The organism is Comamonas odontotermitis (assembly GCF_014207855.1).
In the GTDB taxonomy this organism is placed as follows: domain Bacteria; phylum Pseudomonadota; class Gammaproteobacteria; order Burkholderiales; family Burkholderiaceae_C; genus Comamonas; species Comamonas odontotermitis_A.
Window position 1 is genome coordinate 16,431 of sequence record NZ_JACHKZ010000027.1, and the last position, 25,218, is coordinate 41,648.

General features: G+C 61.9%; 20 protein-coding genes. 15 read left to right on the forward strand and 5 right to left on the reverse strand.

Going from position 1 to position 25,218, the window contains the following annotated elements; translation table 11 throughout:
- The first annotated feature begins 238 nt into the window (after window positions 1–238).
- The 5 genes from HNP33_RS16905 to HNP33_RS21200 all read left to right on the forward strand — a co-directional run bounded on the left by HNP33_RS16905 (window position 239) and on the right by HNP33_RS21200 (window position 3,526).
- Window positions 239–475, forward strand: coding sequence for a hypothetical protein (locus HNP33_RS16905; protein ID WP_184710600.1), 237 nt, complete (start codon window positions 239–241; stop codon window positions 473–475).
- Between the two features lie 581 nt (window positions 476–1,056).
- On the forward strand, window positions 1,057–2,190 hold the full coding sequence (locus HNP33_RS16910) for a hypothetical protein (protein ID WP_184710598.1): 1,134 nt from the start codon (window positions 1,057–1,059) through the stop codon (window positions 2,188–2,190).
- The gene (locus HNP33_RS16915; RefSeq protein ID WP_184710596.1) at window positions 2,190–2,519 is read left to right on the forward strand and encodes a DUF5455 family protein; all 330 of its coding nucleotides are present in this window, start codon (window positions 2,190–2,192) and stop codon (window positions 2,517–2,519) included. The genes HNP33_RS16910 and HNP33_RS16915 overlap by 1 nt, the downstream gene beginning before the upstream one ends.
- A gap of 9 nt (window positions 2,520–2,528) precedes the next feature.
- A complete protein-coding gene (locus tag HNP33_RS16920) occupies window positions 2,529–3,407 on the forward strand; it encodes a zonular occludens toxin domain-containing protein (protein ID WP_184710594.1) in 879 nt (292 codons plus the stop codon).
- Complete coding sequence (locus HNP33_RS21200; RefSeq protein WP_267906722.1) at window positions 3,404–3,526, forward strand: hypothetical protein; 123 nt, start codon at window positions 3,404–3,406, stop codon at window positions 3,524–3,526. Before HNP33_RS16920 ends, HNP33_RS21200 begins: the two co-directional genes overlap by 4 nt.
- On the opposite strand, the gene HNP33_RS16925 is transcribed toward HNP33_RS21200, so the two are convergent.
- The gene (locus HNP33_RS16925) at window positions 3,523–3,795 is read right to left on the reverse strand and encodes a hypothetical protein (protein WP_184710592.1); all 273 of its coding nucleotides are present in this window, start codon (window positions 3,793–3,795) and stop codon (window positions 3,523–3,525) included. The genes HNP33_RS21200 and HNP33_RS16925 overlap by 4 nt on opposite strands.
- A gap of 368 nt (window positions 3,796–4,163) precedes the next feature.
- Here HNP33_RS16925 and HNP33_RS16930 point away from each other — a divergent pair, with 368 nt between their 5' ends.
- The 3 genes from HNP33_RS16930 (at window position 4,164) to HNP33_RS16940 (ending at window position 7,048) form a co-directional block, all read left to right on the forward strand.
- Window positions 4,164–4,757 carry a recombinase family protein gene (locus HNP33_RS16930; protein ID WP_184710590.1) on the forward strand — a complete coding sequence of 198 codons (594 nt, stop codon included), beginning with the start codon at window positions 4,164–4,166 and terminating at the stop codon, window positions 4,755–4,757.
- Between the two features lie 193 nt (window positions 4,758–4,950).
- The gene (locus tag HNP33_RS16935) at window positions 4,951–6,063 is read left to right on the forward strand and encodes a DUF6817 domain-containing protein (RefSeq protein WP_184710588.1); all 1,113 of its coding nucleotides are present in this window, start codon (window positions 4,951–4,953) and stop codon (window positions 6,061–6,063) included.
- Between the two features lie 187 nt (window positions 6,064–6,250).
- Complete coding sequence (locus HNP33_RS16940; protein WP_184710586.1) at window positions 6,251–7,048, forward strand: MetQ/NlpA family ABC transporter substrate-binding protein; 798 nt, start codon at window positions 6,251–6,253, stop codon at window positions 7,046–7,048.
- Window positions 7,049–7,179: 131 nt separating this feature from the next.
- Here HNP33_RS16940 and HNP33_RS16945 read toward each other — a convergent pair whose 3' ends face one another.
- Window positions 7,180–8,043, reverse strand: a complete 864-nt coding sequence (locus tag HNP33_RS16945) for a PP2C family protein-serine/threonine phosphatase (protein WP_184710584.1) — start codon at window positions 8,041–8,043, stop codon at window positions 7,180–7,182.
- Between the two features lie 182 nt (window positions 8,044–8,225).
- Between HNP33_RS16945 and HNP33_RS16950 the strand changes: the two genes are divergently transcribed.
- Window positions 8,226–10,445 (forward strand): ATP-dependent DNA helicase, encoded by a 2,220-nt coding sequence (locus HNP33_RS16950; RefSeq protein WP_184710582.1) that lies wholly within the window; start codon window positions 8,226–8,228, stop codon window positions 10,443–10,445.
- A gap of 77 nt (window positions 10,446–10,522) precedes the next feature.
- On the opposite strand, the gene HNP33_RS16955 is transcribed toward HNP33_RS16950, so the two are convergent.
- Window positions 10,523–11,341 (reverse strand): outer membrane protein assembly factor BamD, encoded by an 819-nt coding sequence (locus HNP33_RS16955; protein WP_418903856.1) that lies wholly within the window; start codon window positions 11,339–11,341, stop codon window positions 10,523–10,525.
- Window positions 11,342–11,560: 219 nt separating this feature from the next.
- Here HNP33_RS16955 and dnaE point away from each other — a divergent pair, with 219 nt between their 5' ends.
- The 5 genes from dnaE to sbcB all read left to right on the forward strand — a co-directional run bounded on the left by dnaE (window position 11,561) and on the right by sbcB (window position 21,114).
- Entirely contained in the window at window positions 11,561–15,106 is a 3,546-nt protein-coding gene (gene dnaE, locus HNP33_RS16960; RefSeq protein WP_184710580.1) for a DNA polymerase III subunit alpha, read from the forward strand.
- Window positions 15,107–15,218: 112 nt separating this feature from the next.
- On the forward strand, window positions 15,219–15,590 hold the full coding sequence (clpS, locus tag HNP33_RS16965) for an ATP-dependent Clp protease adapter ClpS (RefSeq protein WP_184710578.1): 372 nt from the start codon (window positions 15,219–15,221) through the stop codon (window positions 15,588–15,590).
- Between the two features lie 63 nt (window positions 15,591–15,653).
- On the forward strand, window positions 15,654–17,996 hold the full coding sequence (clpA, locus tag HNP33_RS16970) for an ATP-dependent Clp protease ATP-binding subunit ClpA (protein ID WP_184710577.1): 2,343 nt from the start codon (window positions 15,654–15,656) through the stop codon (window positions 17,994–17,996).
- A gap of 164 nt (window positions 17,997–18,160) precedes the next feature.
- Window positions 18,161–19,615, forward strand: a complete 1,455-nt coding sequence (gene cls / locus HNP33_RS16975; RefSeq protein WP_184710574.1) for a cardiolipin synthase — start codon at window positions 18,161–18,163, stop codon at window positions 19,613–19,615.
- 41 nt (window positions 19,616–19,656) lie between these two features.
- Window positions 19,657–21,114: an exodeoxyribonuclease I gene (gene sbcB, locus HNP33_RS16980; protein WP_184710572.1), complete on the forward strand. Its 1,458-nt coding sequence runs from the start codon at window positions 19,657–19,659 to the stop codon at window positions 21,112–21,114.
- Between the two features lie 10 nt (window positions 21,115–21,124).
- Here sbcB and HNP33_RS16985 read toward each other — a convergent pair whose 3' ends face one another.
- Together HNP33_RS16985 and HNP33_RS16990 are read right to left on the reverse strand one after the other, a co-directional pair.
- Complete coding sequence (locus HNP33_RS16985; protein WP_325064950.1) at window positions 21,125–21,703, reverse strand: N-methyl-D-aspartate receptor NMDAR2C subunit; 579 nt, start codon at window positions 21,701–21,703, stop codon at window positions 21,125–21,127.
- 107 nt (window positions 21,704–21,810) lie between these two features.
- Window positions 21,811–23,040, reverse strand: coding sequence for a nucleoside recognition domain-containing protein (locus HNP33_RS16990; RefSeq protein WP_184710569.1), 1,230 nt, complete (start codon window positions 23,038–23,040; stop codon window positions 21,811–21,813).
- Window positions 23,041–23,314: 274 nt separating this feature from the next.
- On the opposite strand from HNP33_RS16990, the gene HNP33_RS16995 reads away from it, so the two are divergent.
- Complete coding sequence (locus HNP33_RS16995; RefSeq protein ID WP_184710567.1) at window positions 23,315–25,213, forward strand: propionate--CoA ligase; 1,899 nt, start codon at window positions 23,315–23,317, stop codon at window positions 25,211–25,213.
- Window positions 25,214–25,218: the final 5 nt, after the last annotated feature.

The following is a 25,218-nucleotide window of genomic DNA, read 5'->3' on the forward strand; positions in this document are numbered from 1 at the left end:
GTCTCCAAATGACTGATTTCGAGGCTCTCATGATCGCGGCGGCGCTCTTCTTTGCGTTCGTCCTCGGCTACCGGCAAGGGAGGGCAGGCTAATGCTCGTCTCCATGTTCCTGGGAGCGCTCGTAGCGGCCTACTTCGGTGGCTATGTGGCTGGTGCCACTGTCGCCTACATCAAGAAATTCAGCAGCATCAGCTGATCCGTAGCCGGGCGGCTCCCGGTGTGTTTATAGGAGTTCTTCATGAGCAATATGACTCTGTCTCAAAAAGTGAAATACGGCGCTGTTGCCGGTGCCCTGGCCCTGTCCAATGTCGCATTTGCGGCTGCGACTGATCCCACCTCTGCGATTGCAGATGCGCAAACGACCATTCTGGGCATCGTTGCCGCTGCGGGTGCTGCGTTCATCGCAGTTGCGCTGGCCGGTGTGGGCTGGTCTGTGGGTGCCAAGTTCATCAAGCGCATCGGCGGTAAGGCTTGATGAACGAGCGGGGCGGGGGCGGTGGGGCTGCGAAGCGGTTCCGCTGCCCCCGCTCTGCTCGTTTTGGTGTGTATCTGTGTTCTATTTTTAAGCGTGTGAGGGGATAACAAGTGCGATCAATCAGGTTCTTGCTCCTGCTGCTTTTGTCGCTTGTGTCCGTATGCGCTCAAGCGTCGTTTCCCACTGGTCGGTTCAGGGCTATGTACACGGATTCTCCGTGGCAGCGGAGCATTGATGCCGCTTGCGCTGACGGGCTTCGCTATAGGCAGTCTATCGAGACTGAGGGTAAGGTCTACACGTCTAACGGGTACGTTACTAACAACCCCTCTAACGGCAGTTGTAAATACAAGGCCACAAAGCCCGGTGTCGATTTTGTTTGGGAATACGCCCTTAGCTGGAATGGTGAAATTGCGTTCTGTCCAGCAAATGCGCATTCCGATGGTGCAAGTTCTGGCACATGCTCTTGTGATGTTGGCTTTGAAGAAAAGGACGGTCAGTGCGTTCCTAAGTCAACGAATAAATGCGAGGCTGGCAAAAAGATTTACTTCAATGAAGACAAGCCCGGCGGTGTTCCCGAGAGCATGTGTGTCTCTAGCTGCAAATACAAGCCGGGCAATACTATTGCCTTCAAAAAAGATGACGCTTGGTTTTGGTCGGGCGACTTCACCAGTACGGGTGAAACCTGTACAGCTCCTACCGGCGGAGAAGGTAACGGAGGCGGCGGCGGCACCAACACAGGTGGTGGCACCAACACAGGCGGTGGTACCAACACAGGTGGCGGTACCAACACAGGTGGCGGCACCAACACAGGCGGTGGTACCAACACAGGCGGTGGTACCAACACAGGCGGCGGTACCAACACAGGTGGCGGCACCAATACAGGTGGCGGTACCAACACAGGTGGCGGTACCAACACAGGTGGCGGCACCAACACAGGTGGCGGTACCAACACAGGTGGCGGCACCAACACGGGTGGCGGCACCAACACAGGCGGCGGCACCAACACGGGCGGCGGCACTAATACGGGCGGCGGCACCAACACAGGTGGCGGTACCAATACGGGCGGCGGCACCAACACAGGTGGCGGTACCAATACGGGCGGCGGCACCAACACAGGCGGCGGCACCAACACGGGCGGCGGTACCAACACAGGTGGCGGTACCAACACAGGTGGAGGAACCAACACAGGTGGCGGCACCAACACAGGCGGCGGGACCAACACGGGCGGCGGCACCAACACAGGTGGCGGCACTAACACAGGTGGCGGTACCAACACCGGCGGCGGTACCAATACGGGCGGTGGTGGCGGTGGCGGCGGCGGTGATGAAGGTGATGAGGGTGGCGCCTGTGGTGGGCCTAAGCAGCCTCCTTGCAAGATTGATGAGACCGGAACGCCTGACGGTAAGGACGTTTTCGGAGATTCAAAAGGGGCACTCGACAAGGTTGACGGGGATCGTCAGGGCACTCTCGATGGGATAAAAAAGTCTGACGATAAAGATACGTCTTGGGGCGTCTCTTTCGGCTGGTTGCAGCATGGTGGCTGTGAACCCTGGAACCTCGGCACATTGCCTACGCCTACGCCTACGATGCTTGCAATCGACATCTGCACGATTGAGGGCTACACCGCGCCTATCGTCTCCTTCCTCTGGATCATCACGACTGTTGGCTTGTGCGCGGGCCTAGTGTTCGGCACGATGAACGGAGGTAAGCAGTAATGCCTTTACTCGGTCTTTTGCTTAGCAATCTGCTGACTGCTCTCGTTGCTTGGTTTGCTCAGTACGTCACGCGAAAAGTTGCCTTTGGCGGTGCTGTCGTGGTTGCTTCATCTGCGCTTACGTTTGGGTTGTTTGTCGTATTCCGTGGCGTCATGACAATGGCCGATAGCGCGCTCTCTGGCTTGCCGGCCATGTTCGTCAAAGCGTTCTTCATGGCTGTGCCTCCTGCCGCCATTCCATGCGTGTCTGCGTACATCACGATCTGGACTGCATGTGGCGTCTACCGCTGGCAGCAGGATTTGATTCATCTATTTGCCAAGTCCAATTGAGGGGGTCATATGGCTGTTTACGTTGTCTCCGGCAAGCTTGGTTCGGGTAAAGGGTTGTACTGTGTGCACAAGATTCAGCAAGCGCTCTATGAGGGTCGGCGCGTGGCGACTAACTTTGATCTCAAGCTGGAAAACATGCTTCCCCATCGGTCGAAGAAAACCGCAATCCGCGTCCCTGATAAGCCCACGGCGCAAGACCTGGACGATATTGGTCACGGCAACCCGGACAAGCGCTACGACGAAAGCAAAGCGGGTGTACTGGTTCTGGATGAGTTGGGATCGTGGCTCAATTCGCGCGATTTTCAAAACGCCGAACGAACCAAGCTCATCGACTGGTTGATCCATGCGCGCAAAAAGGGTTGGGACGTCTACCTCGTTGTGCAAAACATTGAGATGCTTGATAAGCAAGTGCGCGTGGGCCTTGCTGAATACCTCGTCAAATGCGTGCGTGCTGACAAGATGCGCATCCCCATGGTGGGCGCATTCCTCGGCAAGATGGGGCGGCTTCCACGCTTTCACATCGCCAATATCTTTATGCCCGATGTGCCGGGTATCGTGGTGGATCGGGAGTGGTACCGCAACACCGATCTCTACGCGGCCTACGACACATTGCAGATATTCCGCGACTGGCATCGCAAGCCCGGCGATCCTGGCTTCAAAGACGAAACATACATGGGGCCGTACAGCTATCTCAGTCCCTGGCATGTGACGAACTATCAGGGCGAAAAAGCAAAGCTGCCGCTGCTCCAGCGCCTTGCGCCAAGGGTCTTCACGCCTCCAGTTAGGCCAGCACTCAAGCCCAAAAACCACCAGGTGACGGCTGCGGCAAAGCTCGCAAAATCGGAAGCATGGCAAGCGGCACGGCGCGCATTGGAGGTAGCAGCATGAAGGGTTTTTGGTGGGCGCTTGCGCTGTTGGCCATTGCCGTGTTCTGGCTCTCCGTCCAGCTTGGGGCGGCTATCGATGATGTGCTTGGGCCTGATGAGCCTTTGCGCAAGCCCGATTAATCAGTCGCTAGGGGCATTTGCACAAATGCCTTTTGCAGCCATATGTGCAGGTTCCTTGTGGCTTCCTTGACCCATTGTGGCGTTGTGCGTTTGGCGGGGTGTGCGATGCGTCCTGCTGCTGCAAATGCGCGTCCACGTGCGGCGCGAATATCGCGCATCAGCTTGGTGGTTGGTCGTGCGGTGGCCCATTTCAGAATGCGCCCAAATGGCAGCGGCATTTGCAGTGCCAGTGCTTCGGGGTGCTTGCGGTAGTTTGCTGCGATTGCCATGACGTGCTCCTTTTTACATCCTCTCGCTCGTCGCTTCCTCGCTCCCCTTGGGGCCGGAGGCGTCAAGGGGCGGGGGGGATGGCAGAACTCATGCACAGCAAGCAAAAAGGGGCCTTTGCCCCAGTACTGCTATCAAACATCCCCCCACAAGCGCCCCTCGCCCGCGCCGGGGTCTTGTGGGGGGATGTGCAGGGATGGGGCAAAGGGCACTTTTGGCCGTCTAGCCTGCGGCCGCAGCGGGCGTGACATAAAGCGAAGCGACTGGCGCGCCTGATGCAGCAGGCGGGTTATTGGGCGGGAGCTTCGTGCGACCGGATTGTTGTATCGTGTAACTAGGAAGCGCTTCCTGTTAATCAACAGGAGTAGTTATGGCAAGAATTGGATATGCGCGTGTAAGCACGCTTGATCAGGATACATCGCTGCAATTTGCGGCTCTTCGATCTGCGCGGTGTGATCGCATCGTTGAGGAAAAGGTATCAGCGGTAAAACCTCGGCCGAAGTTGGATAAGCTGCTCTCTGAGCTACGGGCTGGTGACGAACTTGTGATCTATAAGATTGATCGCTTGGCCCGTAGTGTGCGTGATCTCGTGCGAATATCTGAGCATGTAGAGAGCGTTGGGGCAAGGCTTCGCAGCATGACGGAACCTATCGATGTAACTACGCCAATGGGCCGTATGGCATTGCACATGCTAGGCGTAGTTGCAGAGTTTGAACGTAGCTTAATACGTGAACGTTGCATTGCTGGTCAGATTGAGGCCGTTCGTAAGGGTAAGCTCATCGGTCGGCCTAGCAAGCTTTCTTTGCAGGAGCAGAACGAGCTTATTCAGTTGGCTGACTGTGGCATACCGTTGAAGGACATTGGGGCTGCTTATGGGGTCTGTGAAGGTACTGTGAGGCGGTTTCACGGGATTGCCACAGGGCGAATAGATCGCTTCACCGGCATTGTTCGCAAGTCTCTTTAGCGCAACAAAAAACCCGCATTATTTGCGGGTTTCTATCGTTTTGATAGCGCTTTTTGCATCAAATTTGATAGCAAAATAAAGTATGGTTTTCGCACTGTGGCCGGGTGTGCATGTGTTCCATGTCGCCCAGGGGGCAAATATCGCTGCACCGCTGCCTACAATGCATGCAACAGCGAAAAACCAGGAGACCTGCATGAACGCCCCTTTGCCACCTGCCCATGGCTTGCCGCTGCAGCGCCTTGATGCGGCTCAATGGCAGCGCGCCAAGCTGCTGCTTGACGACAGCTGGATCGAGCAGGAGCCCCCGCTTGCCGCCGCGTTGCCTGTGGTGCTGGCCCGCGATGTGGGGCTGGATTGGCACAAGGCGGGCACTTTCCGCCACCACCTGCTGGGTGTCACGCGCACGCTGCAGCTGTGGCAGCAGCCCGAGGACGTCAAGCTCCTGGGCCTGCTGCACAGCGTGTACGGCAATGCCTTTGTCGATCTCGTCAAGTTTGATGCGAACAGCGAGCGCAGCAAGCTTGCCGCCGTGGTGGGCGAGAAGGCCGAGCAGCTGGTCTTCGAGTTCTGCACGCTCTCGCGTGCGCAGTTTGTGCAGAAGGTGCTGGCTGGTCAGATCGAGGCCGATGGCGCCGTGGTGCTGGAGCACAAAGGCAGCCCGCGCCGGGTAGAGCCTTATACGGTGGCGGCTTTCATCATTGTCAGCATGGCCGACACCATGGAGCAGTGGTTCAGCTGGCAGGACGATATTTTCTCCAGCTTCCCGAATGTGCCGCAGCGCAGCCAGAAGGCGCACTGGATGGCCTCGCTCTGGCCAGGCCCGATGCGTCCGAGCGGCCGCATGCTGTCGCAGATTGCCAGCCTGGGCCTGGCGCTGCAGCATCCGGGCTTGCAGGGCCTGCTGCCCGTGCCGCCCGTGTTTGCCCATTGCACCCAAGGCCTGGCTCCGGCGGCCGATGCGGCAGCGGCGTCGCTGTACTGGTCGGTCATCCAGCAGGACCAGCCGCTCACCGACCTGGATGTGGCAACTGGCGTGCTGGAGCAGGCCGTGCAGCTCAACCCCTGGGTGGGCGAGCCGCAAATGGTGCTGGCCCAGCTGTACCTGAGCGCCGGGCGCGATGCAGACGCCAAGGCCGCCGCCGACAGCGCACTGCAGGCTTTCAGCCAATGGGGCAATGCCTGGGACAAGCGCGTGCAGTGGGACGCCTGGGTGGCGTGGACGCGCATCCTGCAGCAGCATGCGCAGAATGGCAACTGGCCCGAGCGGCTGGACAAGCTCAATAACGTGGCCTTGAAGCCTGAATAGGCGGGGCGGCAAGGCGGGCTGAAAGCCAGGCCAAAACCGCTGCTGGCCTAAGCTACGCAAGCGCCGGTACATCAAATGTGATCGTGTCAAATCTCCGCAACGCGGTTGTAAGCAAATCTCTAAACAATCTTTGCTGCGGTGCAAAAACGGGCTTACAGTTCGGTATCGAATTTGAAAGGTATCGCTCGTGCAAAAACGTACATTGCTGCAATCGGTTCTGGCCCTGGCGCTGGCCGTGGGTGTTTCTGGCGCCGCTGTTGCTCAGGACAAGGAAATCAAGGTTGGCGTGACCGCCGGCCCGCACGCCCAGATCATGGAGCAGGTCAAGAAGATCGCCGAGAAGGATGGCCTCAAGATCAAGATCATCGAGTTCAGCGACTATGTACAGCCCAATGCAGCGCTGCAGTCGGGTGAGCTCGATGCCAACAGCTACCAGCACAAGCCTTACCTGGACGCCCAGATCAAGGACCGTGGCTACAAGTTTGCTGTGGCTGCCGATACGGTGAATTTCCCGATCGGTATCTATTCCAAGAAAATCAAGAAGCTCGACGAGCTGAAGGAAGGCGCGCGTTTCGGCATTCCGAACGACCCGACCAACGGAGGCCGCGTGCTGCTGCTGTTGCAGGCCAATGGCTTGATCAAGCTCAAGGACAATGCAGGCCTGAAGGCCACGCCGCTGGACGTGGTGGCCAACCCCAAGAAGCTGAAGTTCGTGGAGCTGGATGCGGCCCAACTGCCTCGCTCGCTCGATGACCTGGATGCAGCGGCCATCAACACCAATTTCGCCATCTCGGCGGGCCTCAACCCCAAGACCGATTCCATCGTGCTGGAAAGCGCCAAGAACCCCTATGTAAACATTCTGGTGGTGCGTGAGGCCGACAAGAACCAGCCTTGGGTGGCCAAGCTTGTCAAGGCCTACCACAATGAAGAGATCCGCAAGTTCCTGGACGTGCAGTTCAAGGGCTCGGTGATGGCCGGTTTCTGAACGCAGGGCGTCTGCGTTCTGGGCGCCTCGGAGAAAAAGCCTCGCAGTGCGAGGCTTTTTGCTTATTCCTTGTTACTTTTCGCTGGCGGTGCCCACCGGCCGCTGCACGTGCCCGGACGCTGCGGCCCCCCTCAGGAGACGAGAGGCGAGGAGGAGCCCGGCGTCTGGTCTGCAGGCTTTACGCCTTTGCCGCTTTTGCTGGCGGAGCGGGGCTTGGTCGGCTTGTCTGGCTTATCTGAGGGAATGGATTCGATCTTGACAATGGCCAGCGACATATTGTCGCCCGTGCCTGTGGCACGCATCTGTGCGCGCTCGATCAGAAACTGGCTGGCCTCGCGCGGCGACAGGAGCCGGGTGATCGACGAGAGTTCTTCGGGTGCAAAGTAGTGCCAGATCCCGTCGCTGCAGGCCATCAGCACATCGCCGTGCTTGAGCACGGGAATGCGGTGGTGGATGAGGGGCGGGTCTTCTGCCGTGCCCAGGCAGTTGAGCAAAATATTGGATTGGGGGTGGAAACGCGCTTCTTCCAGCGTCAACTCGCCCTGGTCCACCAGGGTCTGCACATAGGAATGGTCGCTCGTCTGGTACAGCAGCTGCCCATTGCGGAAGTGGTAAATGCGCGAGTCGCCCGCATGCACCCACATGCACGAGCCATTGGGCATGATGACGAAGGCTGCAATGGTGCTGTGCGGCTCTTGCTCGGCGGCAATGGCCACCAGGCGGATCAACAGATGGGCTTCGCGCACAATGCTGCCCAGCATGGCTTCGGGGCTGTCGGTTTCGGGGGCGAAACGCTCGAACACCTGCTTGGCCGTCATCATCACCTGGTCGGCCGCTGCGCGCCCGCCGCTGCGCCCGCCCATGCCATCGGCCACAACGGCCAGCACGCAGCCTTTCACACGGTGGTGGGCCATTATCACCACCTGATCCTGCTGGTAAGGGCGATCACCCTTGTGCAGGCCGGTGGCTGCGGACAAACGGAAACTGGTGCTCATGCGAGGCGGATACTTTTTATGGAGTTGTCACCCATCATAGAACAGATTGCCGCGCAGACGGCCTCCAGGCCTGTGTTTACGGCCTTTGCAGGCCCTTAACTGATGTTTGCGCGCCATCTTTTGCGGGTCTGGGCCTTTTGCGCGGCCTACCCGTTGGCGCCACCGGCTAGACTTGCCTGCCCATGTCCTTGCCACCAGCCACACCTTCGCCATCCGGCCCATTGATCGCGCCACCTGCACCGTTGCAACTGCGCGCGCAGCAGCAGCGCATGGTGGACGCCATCCTGTCTGCCTGGGAAGCCGGGGAGTCCATCGCCGTCGAGGCGCCTACAGGAACGGGCAAGACCTATGCCTACCTGATGGCCGCGCTCCGGCAAGGTGGGCGGTTTGTGGTGAGCACCGCCACACGGGCTTTGCAGGATCAGTTGGTGGACCGCGATCTTCCCGCGCTGCTGGGTCACCTGCAGATGCGCAGGCGCGTGGCGGTGCTCAAGGGGCGGGAGAACTACGTTTGCCTGCATGGCGTGGCGCAATCGCTGCAAACCCACCGGCCTGCCGATCAGCTGCAGGCACTGCAGCAGGTGGCACGCTGGGCCCAAGGCACGCGCAGCGGCGACCTGGCCGAGCTGGAAGACATGCGCGAGCTGCCCGCGCTGATGCCGCAGATCACAGCAAGCCACAGCGAGTGCCTGGGGCAGCGCTGTGCGCAGTTCACAGCCTGCTTTTCCAACCGCGCCAGGGCGCAGGCCGCGCAGGCTGATGTGCTGGTGATCAACCACCACCTGTACTTCAGCGAACTGCGCCACCGCCAGATGCTGGGCGCTGCCAACGGCTTTGTGCCTTTGGCCGATACCGTGGTGATGGACGAAGCACACCAGTTGCCTGCCATCGGCCTCAAGGTGCTGGCCAGGGGATTGAATGCGGCCGATGTGCAGGATTTCGTGCAGGCCGTGGCCCGCCAGACACGCCTGCATGCGCGTGGCTTTGCGCCCTGGGATGCCTTGCTTGCGGCCTGCAGCCAGGCGCTCGCGCGGTGGGTGGCGACGAGCCAGGTCAGCAGTACCGCCTCCGGCCGCGCGGCGGAGTCAGAAAGCGCCGCCCGTGCTGAAAATACCGAAGCCTTGGTGTACCTGCACAATCGATTATCGGAAATGATAGCTGCCTTGCAAGGTGTGGCGGGCGGTGCAGCCAGCCTACAGCGTCTGGTAGAGCAGGGCAACAGTCTGCTTGCCATGTTGCGCCAGTGGGGCAGGCCGCCTGCTGCGGGCCTGGTGCGCTGGTGGGATGGCCCGAGCCTGCCGCACCAGCAGCACCTACCCCATGCAGGGCCAGCGCAGGCGCGAGCCCTGCGGCAGGGCTTTCGGGAATCCCCGCCGTGGCTGTGGCAGGCGCTGGCGGCTTTGCAGCCCGCTGTGTTGAACGCTACCTGGCTGGCCGCTTCGCCAGCGGTTGCGGAGAGCCAGTCCGGGGGAGCGCAGCCACGCCGCTGGCTGTTCACCTCTGCCACGCTGGGGCAGGACGACGCACTGCAGTGGTTCACCAGCGCCATGGGCCTGCAAGGGCGCAGCTGTTCGGACGATGGGGCTGCGGCGGCGCCTCAATCCCAACAGGACCCGCAACAGATACAGCAACAGACTTCGCCGCAGGAGCAGCAAACACCACCCCAGGTGCGGTGTCTGCGCCTTGCGCATGCGCTCAATTGGGCAGCGCAGGCCGCGCTGGTCATTCCCCAGTCGCTGCCGCCAGCAGATGCACCGGCACCCGAGCGTGCGCAGGCATTGGCAGCGTGGCTGAGGGAGCCGGTCACTCAGCTGGGCGGCCGCTGCATGGTGCTCTGTACATCCACCGCAGCCATGCAGGCGCTGGCGGAGGCGCTGCGCCAGGCACTGAGCGCTGCCCCCATCGATGTGCAGATGCAGGGCGAGGCCCCCAAGCGCCATCTGCTGGCCGGCATGCGTGGCGCGACCGGCCAGGGGCGACGCGGGCAGGTGCTGGTGGGCACCATGGCGCTGTGGGAGGGGGTGGACCTTCCGGGTGATGCGCTGCAACTGCTGGTGATTGACAAGCTGCCGTTTCCGCCCCGCCACGACGCATTGCACGCTGCGCGCGCAGCGGCCTTGCAAGATCGGGGGGAAGACGGTTTTCTGGCCTACACCCTGCCGCAGACCGCCATGCAGCTGCGCCAGGGCGTAGGGCGCCTGCTGCGCTCGTTTGGTGACCGTGGCCTGGTGGTGGTTGCCGACGCGCGCCTGGCTACCCGCAGTTATGGCGCCAGCCTGCTGGCCGCGTTGCCGCCGATGCCGCAACTGCCTGAAGAAGAGGTTGCGCAGTACCTGGCCTCTGTTCGCGGCACAGCAGCAGAGGCTGGGGCCTCACCAGATATTCCTCATGAAAAAAGCTGAAAGCGCCCAATTAATGGGCGCTCTCAGCTATTGATTGAGGAGCTTCGGAGCGCGTCAGCCGCCCCTGCGGCAACGGATTACCAGAGCTTCCACCAGGGCTTGTCTTCTCTGCGGAAGCCCTTGCTGAGCAAGGTGGTGTTCGGGTAGCTGGCTTCCAGCACGCGCTTGGCATCGGCTGCCATGTCGTTCATGTTCAGGCGCTCGTACGACAGCATCATGATGTAGAGCGCATCTTCCTGAGCAGGCACTTCCTTGTACTCGCTGATCGCGTTCTGTGCGCGGTTGATGGCAGCGACATAGGCGCCGCGCTCGTAGTAGTAGCGTGCCACATGCACCTCGTACTGCGCCAGCGAGTTGACGATGTAGCGCATGCGCTTTTCGGCGTCCGGGGTGTACTTGGATTCAGGGAAACGCGTCACCAGCTCGCGGAAAGCCTCGAACGAATCCTTGGCCGCCTTCTGGTCGCGCTCGGACAGATCCTGCTTGGCCACCCAGGAGAACAGACCCAGGTTTTCATTGAAATTGACCAGCCCCTTCAGGTAGAGCGCGTAATCCACGCCTTCACTGGCAGGGTGTAGCTTGATGAAGCGGTCCAGCGTGCCGATGGCCTGGGCTTTTTCACCACTCTTGTACTGGGAGTAGGCCTTTTCAAGCTGGGCCTGCTGGGCCAGTGGCGTGCCAGCGGCGCGGCCTTCGAGCTTTTCGTACAGCGGAACGGCCTTGTCGAACGAGCCGGTCGAGGCCTCGTCGCGGGCTTCCGAATAAATCTTGTTGGGGCTCCAGCCTGCTGTTGGATCCACCTCGGTTGTGGAGCAGCCTGCCAGCAGCATGGCGGTTGCTACGGAAGCGATAGCGGTAACCTGAGATGTACGTTGCGCAAACAGCATTTTTGGCATCAATTCCATGGATGGAAAGCGGGAAAAACCGCGCGGCGGCGATCGTCCGCCTGCGCAGCAGGGCTGCACCTGTCGCGCCCTGTATCCGGCCCATTGTAATAGGCTGCGCAAGCCAATCGGGCAGGCAAGGGTTGCGAGGGGTTGTTGTGTGTAACAGCGGCTGGGGGTTGCGGGTTGTTTGCCGGGCAGGGGGCCCAAGCTTTCCTACAATGCAGGGATATGTTCGTACACCTTCGCATCCATTCCGAGTTCTCGATCATCGACAGCACCAACCGCATTGGGGATCTGGTGAAGTTCGCCGCCAATGACGGGCAACCGGCGATGGCGCTGACCGACCTTAACAGCCTGTTTGGCGCCATCAAGTTCTACAAGGCGGGGCGGGGCGCGGGCGTCAAGCCGCTGCTGGGGGCCGAGCTGGTGATGGAGGCCGAGGTGTCGGGCGGGCCGCTGTCGCGCATCATCGTGCTGATCCAGAACCAGCAGGGGTATCTGAACCTGTCCGAGATTCTGGCGCGTGTGTGGATGGCCGATACCGTCAAGGCGCAGCCGCAGTGCACCTGGGCCTGGCTGGAGGAGCTCTCGGCGGGGCTGATCGTGCTCTCGGGGGCGCAGGCCGGCCCGGTAGGCCAGGCCCTGCTGCGCGGTGACGAAATGGCGGCGCGCAGCAGCGCGTTGCGCCTGGCAAGCCTGTTTCCGCACCGTTTTTACATCGAACTGCAGCGCGCAGGCCGCTCGGACGATGAAACCCATGTGAGCGCCGCGGTGGCGCTCGCTGCCAACCTGAAGCTGCCGGTGGTGGCCACCCACCCGGTGCAGTTTGGCAAGCCATCGGATTTCGAGGCGCACGAGGCGCGCGTCTGTATTGCCGAGGGCGAGACGCTGGGCAACAAAAAACGCATCAAGCGCTTCACGCAGGACCAGTACCTGAAATCCGCTGCCGAGATGGAGGCGCTGTTTGCCGATGTGCCCAGCGCCATTGCCAACACTGCCGAAATTGCCCGCCGCTGCAGCGTTACCCTGCAGCTGGGCAAGTACTTTCTGCCGGATTTCCCCACGCCCAATGGCATGCCGATTGACGACTACTTCCGCCAGGCGTCGTTCGACGGGCTGGAAGACCGCCTCAAGCTCCTCTTTCCGGACGCAGCAAAGCGCGAGGCCGAGCGGCCCAAATATGTGGAGCGGCTGGAGTTCGAGCTGGGCATCATTTTGAAGATGGGTTTTCCCGGCTACTTCCTGATCGTGGCGGACTTCATCAACTGGGCCAAGCAAAATGGCTGCCCGGTGGGGCCGGGCCGGGGGTCGGGCGCGGGCTCGCTCGTTGCCTACGTGCTCAAGATCACCGATCTCGACCCGATCCACTACAACCTGCTGTTCGAGCGCTTCCTGAACCCGGAGCGCGTATCCATGCCCGACTTTGACGTCGACTTCTGCCAGGCCAACCGCGACCGGGTGATCGATTATGTGAAAGACCTGTACGGCCGCAATGCCGTCAGCCAGATCGCCACCTTCGGCACCATGGCCGCGCGCGCGGCCATCCGCGACGTGGGCCGTGTCATGGACATGAGCTACACCTTCTGCGACGGCATCTCCAAGCTCATCCCCAACAAGCCGGGCCTGCACGTCACGCTCAAATACCCGCCCAACCCGCCCAAGGAAGGCGACAAGTACACCTACGCGATCAAGGAAGAGCCCATCCTTGCCGAGCGCATCGAGAAAGAGGAAGACGTCAAGACCCTGATCGAGATGGCGCAAAAGCTCGAAGGCATGACGCGGAACATCGGCATGCACGCGGGCGGCGTGGTGATTGCCCCGGGCAAGCTGACCGATTTCTGCCCGCTCTACCAGCAGCCGGGCAGTACCTCGGCCGTGGCCATGTACGACAAGGACGATGTGGAGGCGGTGGGCCTCGTCAAGTTCGACTTTCTGGGCCTGGCCACGCTCACCATCCTGGAGATTGCCCGCGAATTCATCATGAAGCGCCACAAGGGCCAGGAAAACTTCGCCTTCGAGAACATTCCGCTCGACGACGCCAAAACCTACCAACTGTTCTCTGCCGGCAAGACCGAGGCCGTGTTCCAGTTTGAATCGCGCGGCATGCAGCAGATGCTCAAGGAGGCCAAGCCCAGCCGCCTGGAGGACTTGATTGCGCTCAACGCGCTCTACCGCCCCGGCCCGATGGACCTGATTCCCAGCTTTGTGGCCCGAAAGCACGGCAAGGAAGTGGTGGAGTATCCGCACCCGCTGGTCGAGAAAGTGCTCTCCGAGACCTACGGCATCATGGTCTACCAGGAGCAGGTGATGCAGACCGCCCAGGTGCTGGGCGGCTACAGCCTGGGCGGCGCCGACCTGCTGCGCCGCGCCATGGGCAAGAAGAAGGTGGAGGAGATGGTCATGCACCGCGCCACCTTCCGCGAAGGCGCGGCCAAGATCGGCATCGACGAAGCCAAAGCCGACGAAGTGTTCGACCTGATGGAGAAGTTCGCCGGCTACGGCTTCAACAAGTCGCACGCGGCAGCCTATTCGCTCCTGGCTTATCACACCGGCTGGCTCAAGGTGCATTACACGGCAGAGTTCTACTGCGGCAACATGACCGTGGAAATGGACAACACCGACAAGCTCAAGGTGCTGTATGAAGATGCGCTCAAGATGGGCGTGAGCTTCGAGATGCCCGATGTGAACCGGGGCCACCATCGTTTCGAGCCGGTGACCGACAAGGTGATCCGCTATGGCCTGGGCGCCATCAAGGGCACGGGCCAGGCCGCCATCGAAGCCATTGTGGCGGCACGCGAAGGTGTGGGCACCGGCCCCCAGGGCGACACCAAGGGCCCGTTCAAGAGCCTGTTCGATTTCTGCCTGCGCGTGGACCGCAGCAAGCTCAACAAGCGCACGGTGGAAGCCCTGATCAAGGGCGGCGCCTTCGACAGCATCAACCTCAACCGGCGCGCGCTGCTCGAATCGATCGACGTGGCGTTTGAATTTGCCTCCACCACCCATGCCAATGCCAACCAGGGTGGGCTGTTCGACATGATGGGCGACGACGCGCTGGGCTCCAGCACCCAGGAGCCGCCGCTGGCCGATGTGCTGCCCTGGGGCATCAAGGAGCGGCTGGTGCAGGAGAAGACCGCCGTCGGCTTCTACCTCTCGGGCCATCTGTTTGACGAGGTGGAGCTGGAAGTGCGCCAGTTCGTGCGCACGCCCATTGCCAACCTTAAGGACAGCCGCGAGACGCAGACCGTGGCGGGCATCGTGAGCGAGATGCGCATCATCAACGGCCAGCGCGGCAAGCTGGTGCTGTTCAAGGTGGACGACAAATCCGGTGTCATCGAGGCCTCGGTGGACGAGGCCACCTGGCTGCGCCACAAGGAACTGCTCAAGGACGATGAATTCGTCATCCTCAGCGGCCGCGTGGGGCTGGACCATTTCAGCGGCGGGCTGCGCGCCAAGGCGCAGCACATCTGGGGCCTGGCCGAAGCGCGGGCGCGTTTTGGCCGCTACCTGCTGGTCAACACCGACCGCCACCAGCCCGATGTTGCGCGTTTGATTCAGGAGTTTCCCGCAGTCGAGGAGCATACCGAAGAGGGCGTGCTGCGCCATGGCCTCAAAATCCGGCTGGGGGTGGTCTGCCAATGGGATGGCACCAAGGCCGGTGTGGAGCTCAATCTGGGCGACGCGGCGCGCTTCTTCCCCAGTGACCAGGCCATGGCTGCCTGGTCGCAGGAGGCGGGCCACGAAGCTATCAGGATTGTTTACGAAAGCCTGGCCTGAGAAGAATAGCTTTGGTGATGCAAGAGCGCTGCCGCTGGGTGGCGCAGAACCTGGGATTGAAGTTCATAAAAGCATCACCATCTTTGCCGATGTGGAAATTTAGCCTTATAGAATGATCTCGATGGCCACGAAACCTGTTGTTCCCCCCAAGCCGAACCTGCCTGTCGCGCCCAAAACACCGGATGACGGTGGCGCGCTGGTGGTCGAGCGCACTACGCAGCGGGTTGAGCCCCCCAGGATGTACCAGGTCGTCATGCTCAATGACGATTTCACCCCCATGGAATTCGTGATCGAGGTGTTGCAGCACTTCTTTGGCAAAAGCCGGGAGGCCGCCACCCAGATCATGCTCAAGATTCACCTGGATGGAAAAGGAGTGTGCGGCGTGTATTCCCATGAAATTGCCGAGACCAAGGTTGCACTGGTGATGGATGCGGCGCATGGCGCAGGGCATCCGCTGCAGGCCGTCACCGAGCCTGTTGAATAACGCAATTGGATCCTCATCTAGAAGCAAGTTGAGTGTATTTGGCAAGCAAATAAGGAGTTTCAAATGATTGCTCAGGAACTGGAAGTCAGCTTGCACATGGCTTTTGTAGAAGCCAGGCAGCAGCGCCACGAATTCATCACCGTGGAGCACCTGCTGCTGGCCTTGCTGGACAACCCGAGTGCTTCTGAGGTGCTGCGCGCGTGCTCGGCCAATATTGACGATCTGCGCGCGTCGCTGACCAATTTCATCAAGGACAACGCCCCCCAGGTGGCAGGTGAGGACGAAGTCGACACCCAGCCAACCCTGGGCTTCCAGCGCGTGATCCAGCGCGCCATCATGCATGTGCAAAGCACCGGCAATGGCAAGAAGGAAGTGACCGGCGCCAACGTGCTGGTGGCCATTTTTGGCGAAAAGGATTCGCATGCCGTGTACTACCTGCACCAGCAGGGTGTGACGCGCCTGGACGTGGTCAACTACATTGCCCACGGAATCAAGAAGAACGACGCTCCCGAGCAGCCCAAGCCCGAATCGGGCTCGGACGCCGAAGAGGCGAGCAGCGGCGGGGGCGAGCGCGCCGAAAAGGCATCGCCCCTGGAGCAGTTCACCGTCAACCTGAACCAGCAGGCCAAGGATGGCAAGATTGATCCGCTGATCGGCCGCCAGTACGAGGTGGAGCGCACGATCCAGATCCTCTGCCGCCGCCGCAAGAACAACCCGCTGCTGGTGGGTGAAGCTGGCGTGGGTAAAACCGCCATTGCAGAGGGCCTGGCATGGCGCATCACCGAAAACGATGTGCCCGAGGTGCTGGCCGAGGCCGTGGTGTACTCGCTGGACATGGGCGCGTTGCTGGCAGGCACCAAGTACCGCGGTGATTTCGAGCAGCGCCTCAAGGGCGTGCTCAAGGCACTGAAGGACAAGCCCAATGCCATCCTGTTCATCGATGAAATCCACACGCTGATCGGTGCCGGTGCGGCGTCGGGCGGCACGCTGGATGCGTCCAACCTGCTCAAGCCTGCGCTCTCCAGCGGCCAGCTCAAGTGCATTGGCGCCACGACGTTCACCGAATACCGTGGCATCTTCGAAAAGGATGCGGCACTCTCGCGCCGTTTCCAGAAGGTTGATGTGGTCGAGCCTACCGTGCCCGAAACCATTGATATCCTCAAGGGCCTGAAAACGCGCTTTGAAGAGCACCACAGCGTCAAGTACGCGCTCGCTGCCTTGCAGGCTGCGGCGGAGCTGTCTGCCAAGTTCATCAATGACCGCCATCTGCCTGACAAGGCAATCGACGTGATTGACGAAGCGGGTGCGGCCCAGCGCATTCTGGCGCCTTCCAAGCGCAAGAAGACCATCGGCAAGGCTGAGATCGAGGAAATCGTCGCCAAGATTGCCCGCATCCCGCCTGCCAACGTCAGCAATGACGACCGCAGCAAGCTGCAGACGCTGGAGCGTGACCTCAAGAGCGTGGTCTTTGGACAGGACAAGGCACTGGAAGTTCTGGCCTCGGCCGTCAAGATGTCGCGCTCGGGTCTGGGCAAGGTGGACAAGCCCATCGGCTCGTTCCTGTTCAGCGGCCCCACCGGCGTTGGCAAGACCGAGGCTGCCAAGCAGCTGGCCTACATCCTGGGCATCGACCTGATCCGCTTTGACATGTCGGAGTACATGGAGCGCCATGCGGTCAGCCGCCTCATCGGCGCGCCTCCGGGCTATGTCGGGTTCGACCAGGGCGGGCTGCTGACCGAGGCCATCACGAAGAAGCCGCACGCGGTGCTGCTGCTCGACGAAATCGAGAAGGCGCACCCGGACATCTTCAACGTGCTGCTGCAGGTGATGGACCATGGCACCTTGACGGACAACAATGGACGCAAGGCCGACTTCCGCAACGTCATCATCATCATGACGACGAACGCGGGTGCCGAAACCATGAACAAGGCGGTCATCGGCTTCACCAATCCGCGTGCGGCCGGTGACGAGATGGGCGACATCAAGCGCCTGTTCACGCCCGAGTTCCGCAACCGGCTCGACGCCATTGTCAGCTTCAGGCCGCTCGATGAGCAGATCATCCTGCGCGTGGTCGACAAGTTCCTGCTGCAACTGGAGCAGCAACTGGCAGAGAAGAAGGTGGAAGTCACCTTCACCGACAAGCTGCGCAAGCACCTGGCCAAGGCTGGCTTTGACCCGCTGATGGGCGCGCGCCCAATGCAGCGCCTGATCCAGGACACGATCCGCCGCTCGCTGGCGGACGAGCTGCTGTTCGGCAAGCTGGTTGATGGTGGCCGCCTGACGGTCGACTGGGACGACAGCGACGCGGACAAGCCCGAGGTCAAGCTGGATATCCAGCCTGCGCCCAAGAAGGAAAGGGCCAAGCAGGCCCCTGGCGAGCCAGAGGAAGAGATCGCCGCCGATTGAAGCCGTGGCATCTGAGCCAAAAGCCGCATACCCCTGGGTGTGCGGCTTTTTTTTCGCCTGCGCAGCTCCTGGCTCGGGGGGCGTGATGGAAGACACGGCAATCACATGGAGACCGGCTACACTTGCCCCGGGTATCGCAGCCTGACAGATAGGAGATTTCGCCGGTGGATTGGATGACGCAGCTCTTGACCTGGGAGAACATCAAGGCGGTTTTGTCCGTGGTATGGCCTATCTACCTGTTTGTAGTAGCCATCTGGATTCTGATGCAGCGCCGCGCGCCGGTCGCCACCATGGGCTGGCTGCTGTCCATGGGCGCGCTGCCCGTGGTGGGGCTGATCGTGTACTACTTCATCGGCCCACAGCGCTTGAAGCGCCAGCGCATCAAACGCCTGCGCGCCCGCAACAAGAGCCGCGTGCGGGAGACGGCGCGCCGCATCCGCGATGCGCAGCCGCAACTGGCATCCCACATGCGCGAACTGGTCAAGCTGGTGGACGAGACCAGCGGCTTTCCCATCTCTACAGCCGAAAGCGTGCAGCTGCTGAGTGGTGGTGCTGCCACTTTCGACCAGATCCTCGAAGATGTTTCGCGTGCGCAGCACCACGTGCATCTGGAATACTATATCTACGAGGCCGACCAGACCGGCACCCGCCTGCGCGACGCGCTCGTCGAGCGTGCCCGCGCTGGAGTTCAGGTGCGCCTGCTGGTGGACGCGCTCGGCGCCAAGCGGGTGAACAGAAAGTTCATCCAGCCGCTTCTGGACGTGGGGGGCGAGTTTGCCGTGTTCCACCCCACCAAGATCGGCCGGCGCCTGCGCCCGGTGATCAATTTCCGCACCCACCGCAAAATACTGGTGGTCGATGGCCGCGTCGGCTTTACCGGCGGCGTCAACATCACCGACGAGGAGGACCGGCGCGTCAACCCCAAGGCTTATCACGACGTGCATCTGCGCATGGTCGGGCCCATCGTCACCTGGCTGCAGACCACCTTTTTGGAAGACTGGGCCTACGCGCTGCAGAAAACCGACCAGGACATCCCCGAAGATCTGGATGCCCTGCTGCCAGACTTGCCCGATGGCATTCACCCCATGCAACTCGTCACCTCGGGGCCAGACAACCCGCAGGAACCCATCCACCGCGCCCATGTGTTCGCCATCCAGTCGGCGCGTGAACGCGTCTGGCTCACGACACCGTACTTTGTGCCTACGGAGGCGGCCATGTACGCGCTCACGGGTGCGGCCCTGCGCGGGCTCGATGTACGCCTTCTGGTGCCAGAAAAATCGGATTCGCTGGTGGTAACCGCCGCCGCGCGTTCCTATTTTGATGAGCTGATCCATGCCGGCGTGAAAGTGTACGAATACCAGGCGCGCATGCTGCATTCCAAAACCCTGGTGGTGGACGACAACGTGGCCATCATCGGCACCGCCAATTTCGACAACCGGAGCTTTCGCCTGAACTATGAGGTCTGCGCCATCGGCTATGGCCCTGCGCTCAACAGCAGGCTCGAAGAACAGTTCATGGCCGACATCAGCCGAGCGCGGCTGGTAGAGATGGACCGCAAGCAGCGTTTTCTGCCACGGCTGGGCGATTCGGTTGCCCGACTGTTCTCGCCTTTGCTCTAGCTCGGCCCGATACAGCCACCAGAGCAGGCATACTAGCGGCCATGCAGACACCACAGCCCGCACAGGCCACCTTCTTCTGGCACGACTACGAAACCTTTGGCGCCGTGCCGCGCCGCGACCGGCCATCCCAGTTTGCCGGTATCCGCACCGACATGGATCTGAACGAAGTGGGCGAGCCCGTCATGCTGTTCTGCCAGCCCGCGCCTGATTACCTGCCCAGCCCCCAGGCCTGTCTGATCACCGGAATCACCCCGCAGCAGTGCCTGGAGCAGGGCGTGCCCGAACACGAGTTTGCGGCCGTGGTGGAGGCAGAGCTGGGCCGCCCCGGCACCATCGGCGTGGGCTACAACACCATCCGTTTTGATGACGAAGTGACGCGCTACATGCTGTGGCGCAACCTGCGCGACCCCTACGCGCGCGAGTGGCAGAACGGCTGCGGCCGCTGGGACTTGCTCGATGTGGTGCGCATGGTCTATGCGCTGCGCCCCGAGGGCATCACCTGGCCCACAAAGGAAGACGGCACCGTCAGCTTCAAGCTCGAAGACCTGGCCCGGGCCAACGGCATTCTGCATGAATCAGCCCATGATGCGCTCAGCGACGTGCGCGCTACCATTGGTCTGGCGCGGCTCATCAAGCGCCTGCAGCCGCGTTTGTTTGACTTTGCGCTGGGCTTGCACAAGAAGGACCGCGTGATGCAGGAGCTGGGTTTTCCTGCCACCGCCGCCCATGCACGGCCATTTCTGCACATCTCGGGCATGTTTGGCGTAGAGCGCGGCTGCATTGCCGTCATGTGGCCGCTCGCCCAGCATCCCACCAACAAAAACGAAGTGATCGCCTGGGATCTGGCGCAGGACCCGGCCCAGCTCGCTGATCTTTCGGTCGAAGACATCCGCCTGCGCATGTTCACCGCCAGCGCCGAGCTGCCCGAAGGCGTGGAGCGCCTGCCGATCAAGACCGTGCATCTGAACAAATCGCCCATGGTCGTCAGCAGCCTGCGTACCCTGAGCGCCGAGCAGGCAGCGCGCTGGCACATCGACATGGAGCGCGCCCTGCAATACGCCGCCGTGGCCCGCGATCTGCCAGACATGAGCGCCACCTGGGCCGCCGTGTTCCAGCGCCCCGCGCTGCAGGACGTGGATGTGGACCAGGATCTGTATGGCGGCTTCATCGGCCAGGCCGACCGCAGGCGCCTGAACCAGCTCACCGCCATGCACCCGCAGGAGCTGGCATTGGCCAAGCCTGGGTTCGACGACGAGCGGCTGCAGGAACTGCTGTTCCGCTACCGGGCGCGCAATTTTCCGGATTCGCTCAGCGCCACCGAGCAGGCGCGCTGGCAGGCCCTGCGGGCAGCCTTCCTGCTGCAAGGCGAGGGCGGGGCCCGCACGGCCGAGCAGATGTTGGCCGAGATCGACCAGCTGTCGGAAACCGCCGACGAGCGCGCCGAAGAGCTGCTGGGCTTGCTCTATGACTACGCCGATGCCATCGTGCCGGATGCGTAGAACCGTTCAATCAGACAGCTGCCAGCGACTGCTGCAGGTTATGGCGCGCCTGCGCCTCCAGCCAGGCCTGCATCGTCGCCGTCTGGTAAATTGCCGGGCGCTGCAAAAAGCTGCGCAACACCGCCTGGCGGCGTAGGGCATAGTCTGCAGCGGGCACCCAGGCGTATTCCGCCTGGATCTGTGCCTGGTACTGCGCAAAACGGGCGGGTGATGCACCCAAGATGGACAGGTCGATATCCAGCATCCAGGCACCGTCTTCAGGCAGCTGCGCTTGCGCAGGCTGGAAATGGCAGGTTGCCATGATCAGTGCATAGACGCGCTGCACCGCATCAGGCGTGGCACCGGCCGCCTGCAGCACCGCTTGCGCCCATTCGGCGCTGCGCAGTTCATTGTCTTTGGCCCTAGGGTCATAGACGGCATCGTGAAAGCACAAGGCCAAGGCGAGCTCGGCCGGGCGCGCCACCAGTGAGCGCAACTGCTCCAGCCATTGCAGGCATTCAGCAATATGCTGCAAGCCGTGGTAGTGGCGATCGGGCCCGGAATGCGCTGCCAGCAGCTGCGGCAAGGTGTCGGTTGCTGGGGGAGCCAAGCCTAAATCCTGCCAGGCCCGATCCCAAGCTGCGTAGAGACTTTGAACAGGTTCTGGGGCTTGTGTGCTGCTGGCCATGGCAACTCCTTGAGATATTTTGCGCGCGCTCACCCAAAGAACCGATAGCACACCGCAATGGCGGCCACCACGCCCGCGAGTTCTGCCAGCAGCGCGCAGGGCACGGCGTGGCGGGCGCGCTGAATGCCCACGGCGCCAAAGTACACGGCCAGCACGTAGAAGGTGGTCTCGGTGCTGCCCTGGATGGTGGCGGCCACCAGGGCCGGGAAGCTGTCCACGCCCTGGCTTTGCATCGTCTCGATCAGCATGGCCCGTGCGGCGCTGCCGGAAAACGGCTTGACCAGTGCAGTCGGCAGCGCATCGACAAAGCGGGTGTCCATGCCCGTCTGGCTGACCAGCCAGCGGATGCCTTCCAGCACATAGTCCAGCGCGCCCGATGCGCGAAAGATGCCTACGGCGCAGAGCATGGCTACCAGGTAGGGCAGCAAGCCCTTGGCTACATCAAAGCCTTCCTTGGCGCCCTCCACAAAAGTCTCGTACACCGGCACCTTGCGCAGCGCCCCCACCACGACAAACAGCACCACCAGCGAGAAGAGGGTGATATTGCCCAGCAGCGACGAGACCTGCGCCATGGCCGTGGCCGTCAAGGTGGCGAGGAAGGCCATGAACGCCGCGAGCACCAGTGCTACCGGCAGCAGATACGCCAGCACCACCGGATGCCACAGCGGCAGGCGCTGCACCACGGCCACGCTGATCAACCCTACCAGGGTGGATGCCGAGGTGGCCAGCAGGATGGGCAGAAAAACCAGGGTCGGGTCCGGGGCTCCCTGCTGGAGCCGGTACATGAAGATGGTGACGGGCAGCAAGGTGAGCGACGAGGCGTTCAGTACCAGAAACAGAATCTGCGCATTGCTTGCCGAGGTGGCGGAGGGGTTGATGTCCTGCAGCGCCCGCATGGCCTTGAGGCCAATAGGCGTGGCCGCGTTGTCCAGCCCCAGCGCATTGGCGGCAAAGTTCAGCGTCATCAGGCCGAGCGCAGGGTGGCCGCGCGGCACATCGGGCATCAGGCGGGCGAACAAGGGCGCCAGCCAGCGGGCCAGCAGGTCGACGAGGCCGGCTTTTTCGGCAATCTTCAAAAAACCCAGCCACAGGGTGAGTGTGCCAAACAGCAGCACCATCACCTCGACCGACAGCTTGGCCATGCCAAACAGGGCCTGCACCATTTCGGCAAAGATCTGGCTGTTGCCGCCCACGAGCCACTGCGCCAGCGCGGCTACCGCCGCGACCACAAAAAAACCGAGCCACAGGCCGTTGAGCATGTGAAATCCTTCATCAACCGGCAAAAGCTGCGCAAGAGGCAGGGCGCCGTGGCAACGATTGTGCGCGATTGGCGCGGCCGCTTGCGCCAAAACGGGGCTGCAATGGCCTTTGACGGGGACCTTTGGCGCTAGCCGGGCCCTGGCGTATGCGGGAAAACCACAGCTTGGCGGTGCTCCCCACGCTCACCCCGGCCACCCCGAAATGCGGATTTGTCAGCACAGTGCAAGGCTCGGGGAAATAATGCGTGCATAACAAAGTTTGGAGACAGCCCCCATGACGAGTTTTGCCGAGTTCCACCGCCAGTCCATCGAAGACCGCGACGTATTCTGGGCCGCGCAGGCGCAGCTGATCGACTGGAAAGTGCCCCCTGCGCAGATTTGCGACTACAGCAACCCGCCTTTTGCGCGCTGGTTCGCAGGCGGGCAGACCAACCTCTGCCACAACGCGATTGACCGCCATGTAGCTGCCCGTGGCGACCAGCCCGCATTGATTGCGGTATCGACCGAAACCAATACTGAGCGCACCTACACCTATGCCCAGCTGCATGCCGAAGTGCAGCGCATGGCAGCGGCGCTGCAGGCCCTGGGGGTGAAAAAGGGCGACCGCGTGCAGATCTACATGCCGATGATTGCCGAGGCCGCGATTGCCATGCTCGCCAGCGTGCGCATTGGCGCGATCCATTCGGTGGTGTTTGGCGGATTTGCCTCCGGCTCGCTCGCCACCCGCATTGACGACGCGCAACCCACGGTCATCGTGAGCGCCGATGCCGGCTCGCGCGCAGGCCGCGCGGTGCCGTACAAACCGCTGCTCGATGAAGCTTTGGGCCTGGCCAGCCACAAGCCGCAGGCGGTGCTGCTGGTCGATCGCGGCCTGGTGCCGATGAATCTGGTGGCGGGCCGCGACCACCTGTGGGCCGAGCTGCGCGCGCAGCACCTGGATGCGCAGGTTCCCTGTGAATGGGTCGATGCCACCCACCCCAGCTACACGCTCTACACCAGCGGCACCACGGGCAAGCCCAAGGGGGTGCAGCGCGATACAGGAGGCTATACAGTGGCGCTGGCCTCCAGCATGCCCGCCATCTTTGATGCCAAACCGGGCCAGACCTTCTTCTGCACGAGCGACATTGGCTGGGTGGTGGGCCACAGCTACATCATCTATGCGCCGCTGATCCATGGCATGGCCACCATCATGTACGAAGGCGTGCCGATCCGGCCCGATCCAGGCGTCTGGTGGAGCCTGGTGGAGAAATACAAGGTCACCCACATGTTTTCGGCGCCCACGGCGATTCGGGTGCTCAAGAAGCACGATCCCGAGTACCTCACCAAGTACGACCTCAGCAGCCTGCAGGCGCTGTGGCTGGCGGGCGAGCCGCTCGACGAGCCCACCGCCAACTGGATCAGCAGCGCCATCGGGCGCCCCATCATCGACAACTACTGGCAGACGGAGACCGGCTGGCCGATTCTCACGCTGTGCAACGGCGTGGAAAAGCAGGCCTCGCGCTTTGGCAGCCCGGGCAAGGCCGTCTACGGCTACAACGTCAAACTGATCGATGGCGAAACGGGGGCCGAGCTGACCGAGCCCATGCAAAAAGGCGTGATCGCCATCGAAGGCCCGCTGCCGCCCGGCAACCTGATGACCATCTGGCGCGACGACCAGCGCTTTGTGAACACCTACTGGAAGAGCATTCCCGGCCGCCTCATCTACAACACCTTCGACTGGGGCGTGCGCGACAAGGACGGTTATTACTTCATCCTGGGGCGTACCGACGACGTGATCAACGTCGCTGGCCACCGCCTGGGCACGCGAGAGATCGAGGAAAGCATCTCCGGCCACGCCAGCATTGCCGAGGTGGCCGTGGTGGGCGTGGCCGACAACCTCAAGGGCCAGGTGGCGCTGGCCTTTGCCGTGGCCCGCGACAACAACGTGGCAGGCGACCCGCAGGCCTGCGCGGCGCTGGAAAAATCGGTCTGCAACCACGTCGATGCGCAACTGGGTGCGGTGGCGCGGCCCGCGCGCGTCTACTTTGTCTCCATGCTGCCCAAGACCCGCAGCGGCAAACTGCTGCGCCGCGCGTTGCAGGCCGTGGCCGAGAAGCGCGAGACCGGCGACCTCTCCACCATGGAAGACCCAGCTGCACTGCAGCAGGTGGTGGAGGCAATGATCCGCGGCTGACGGGC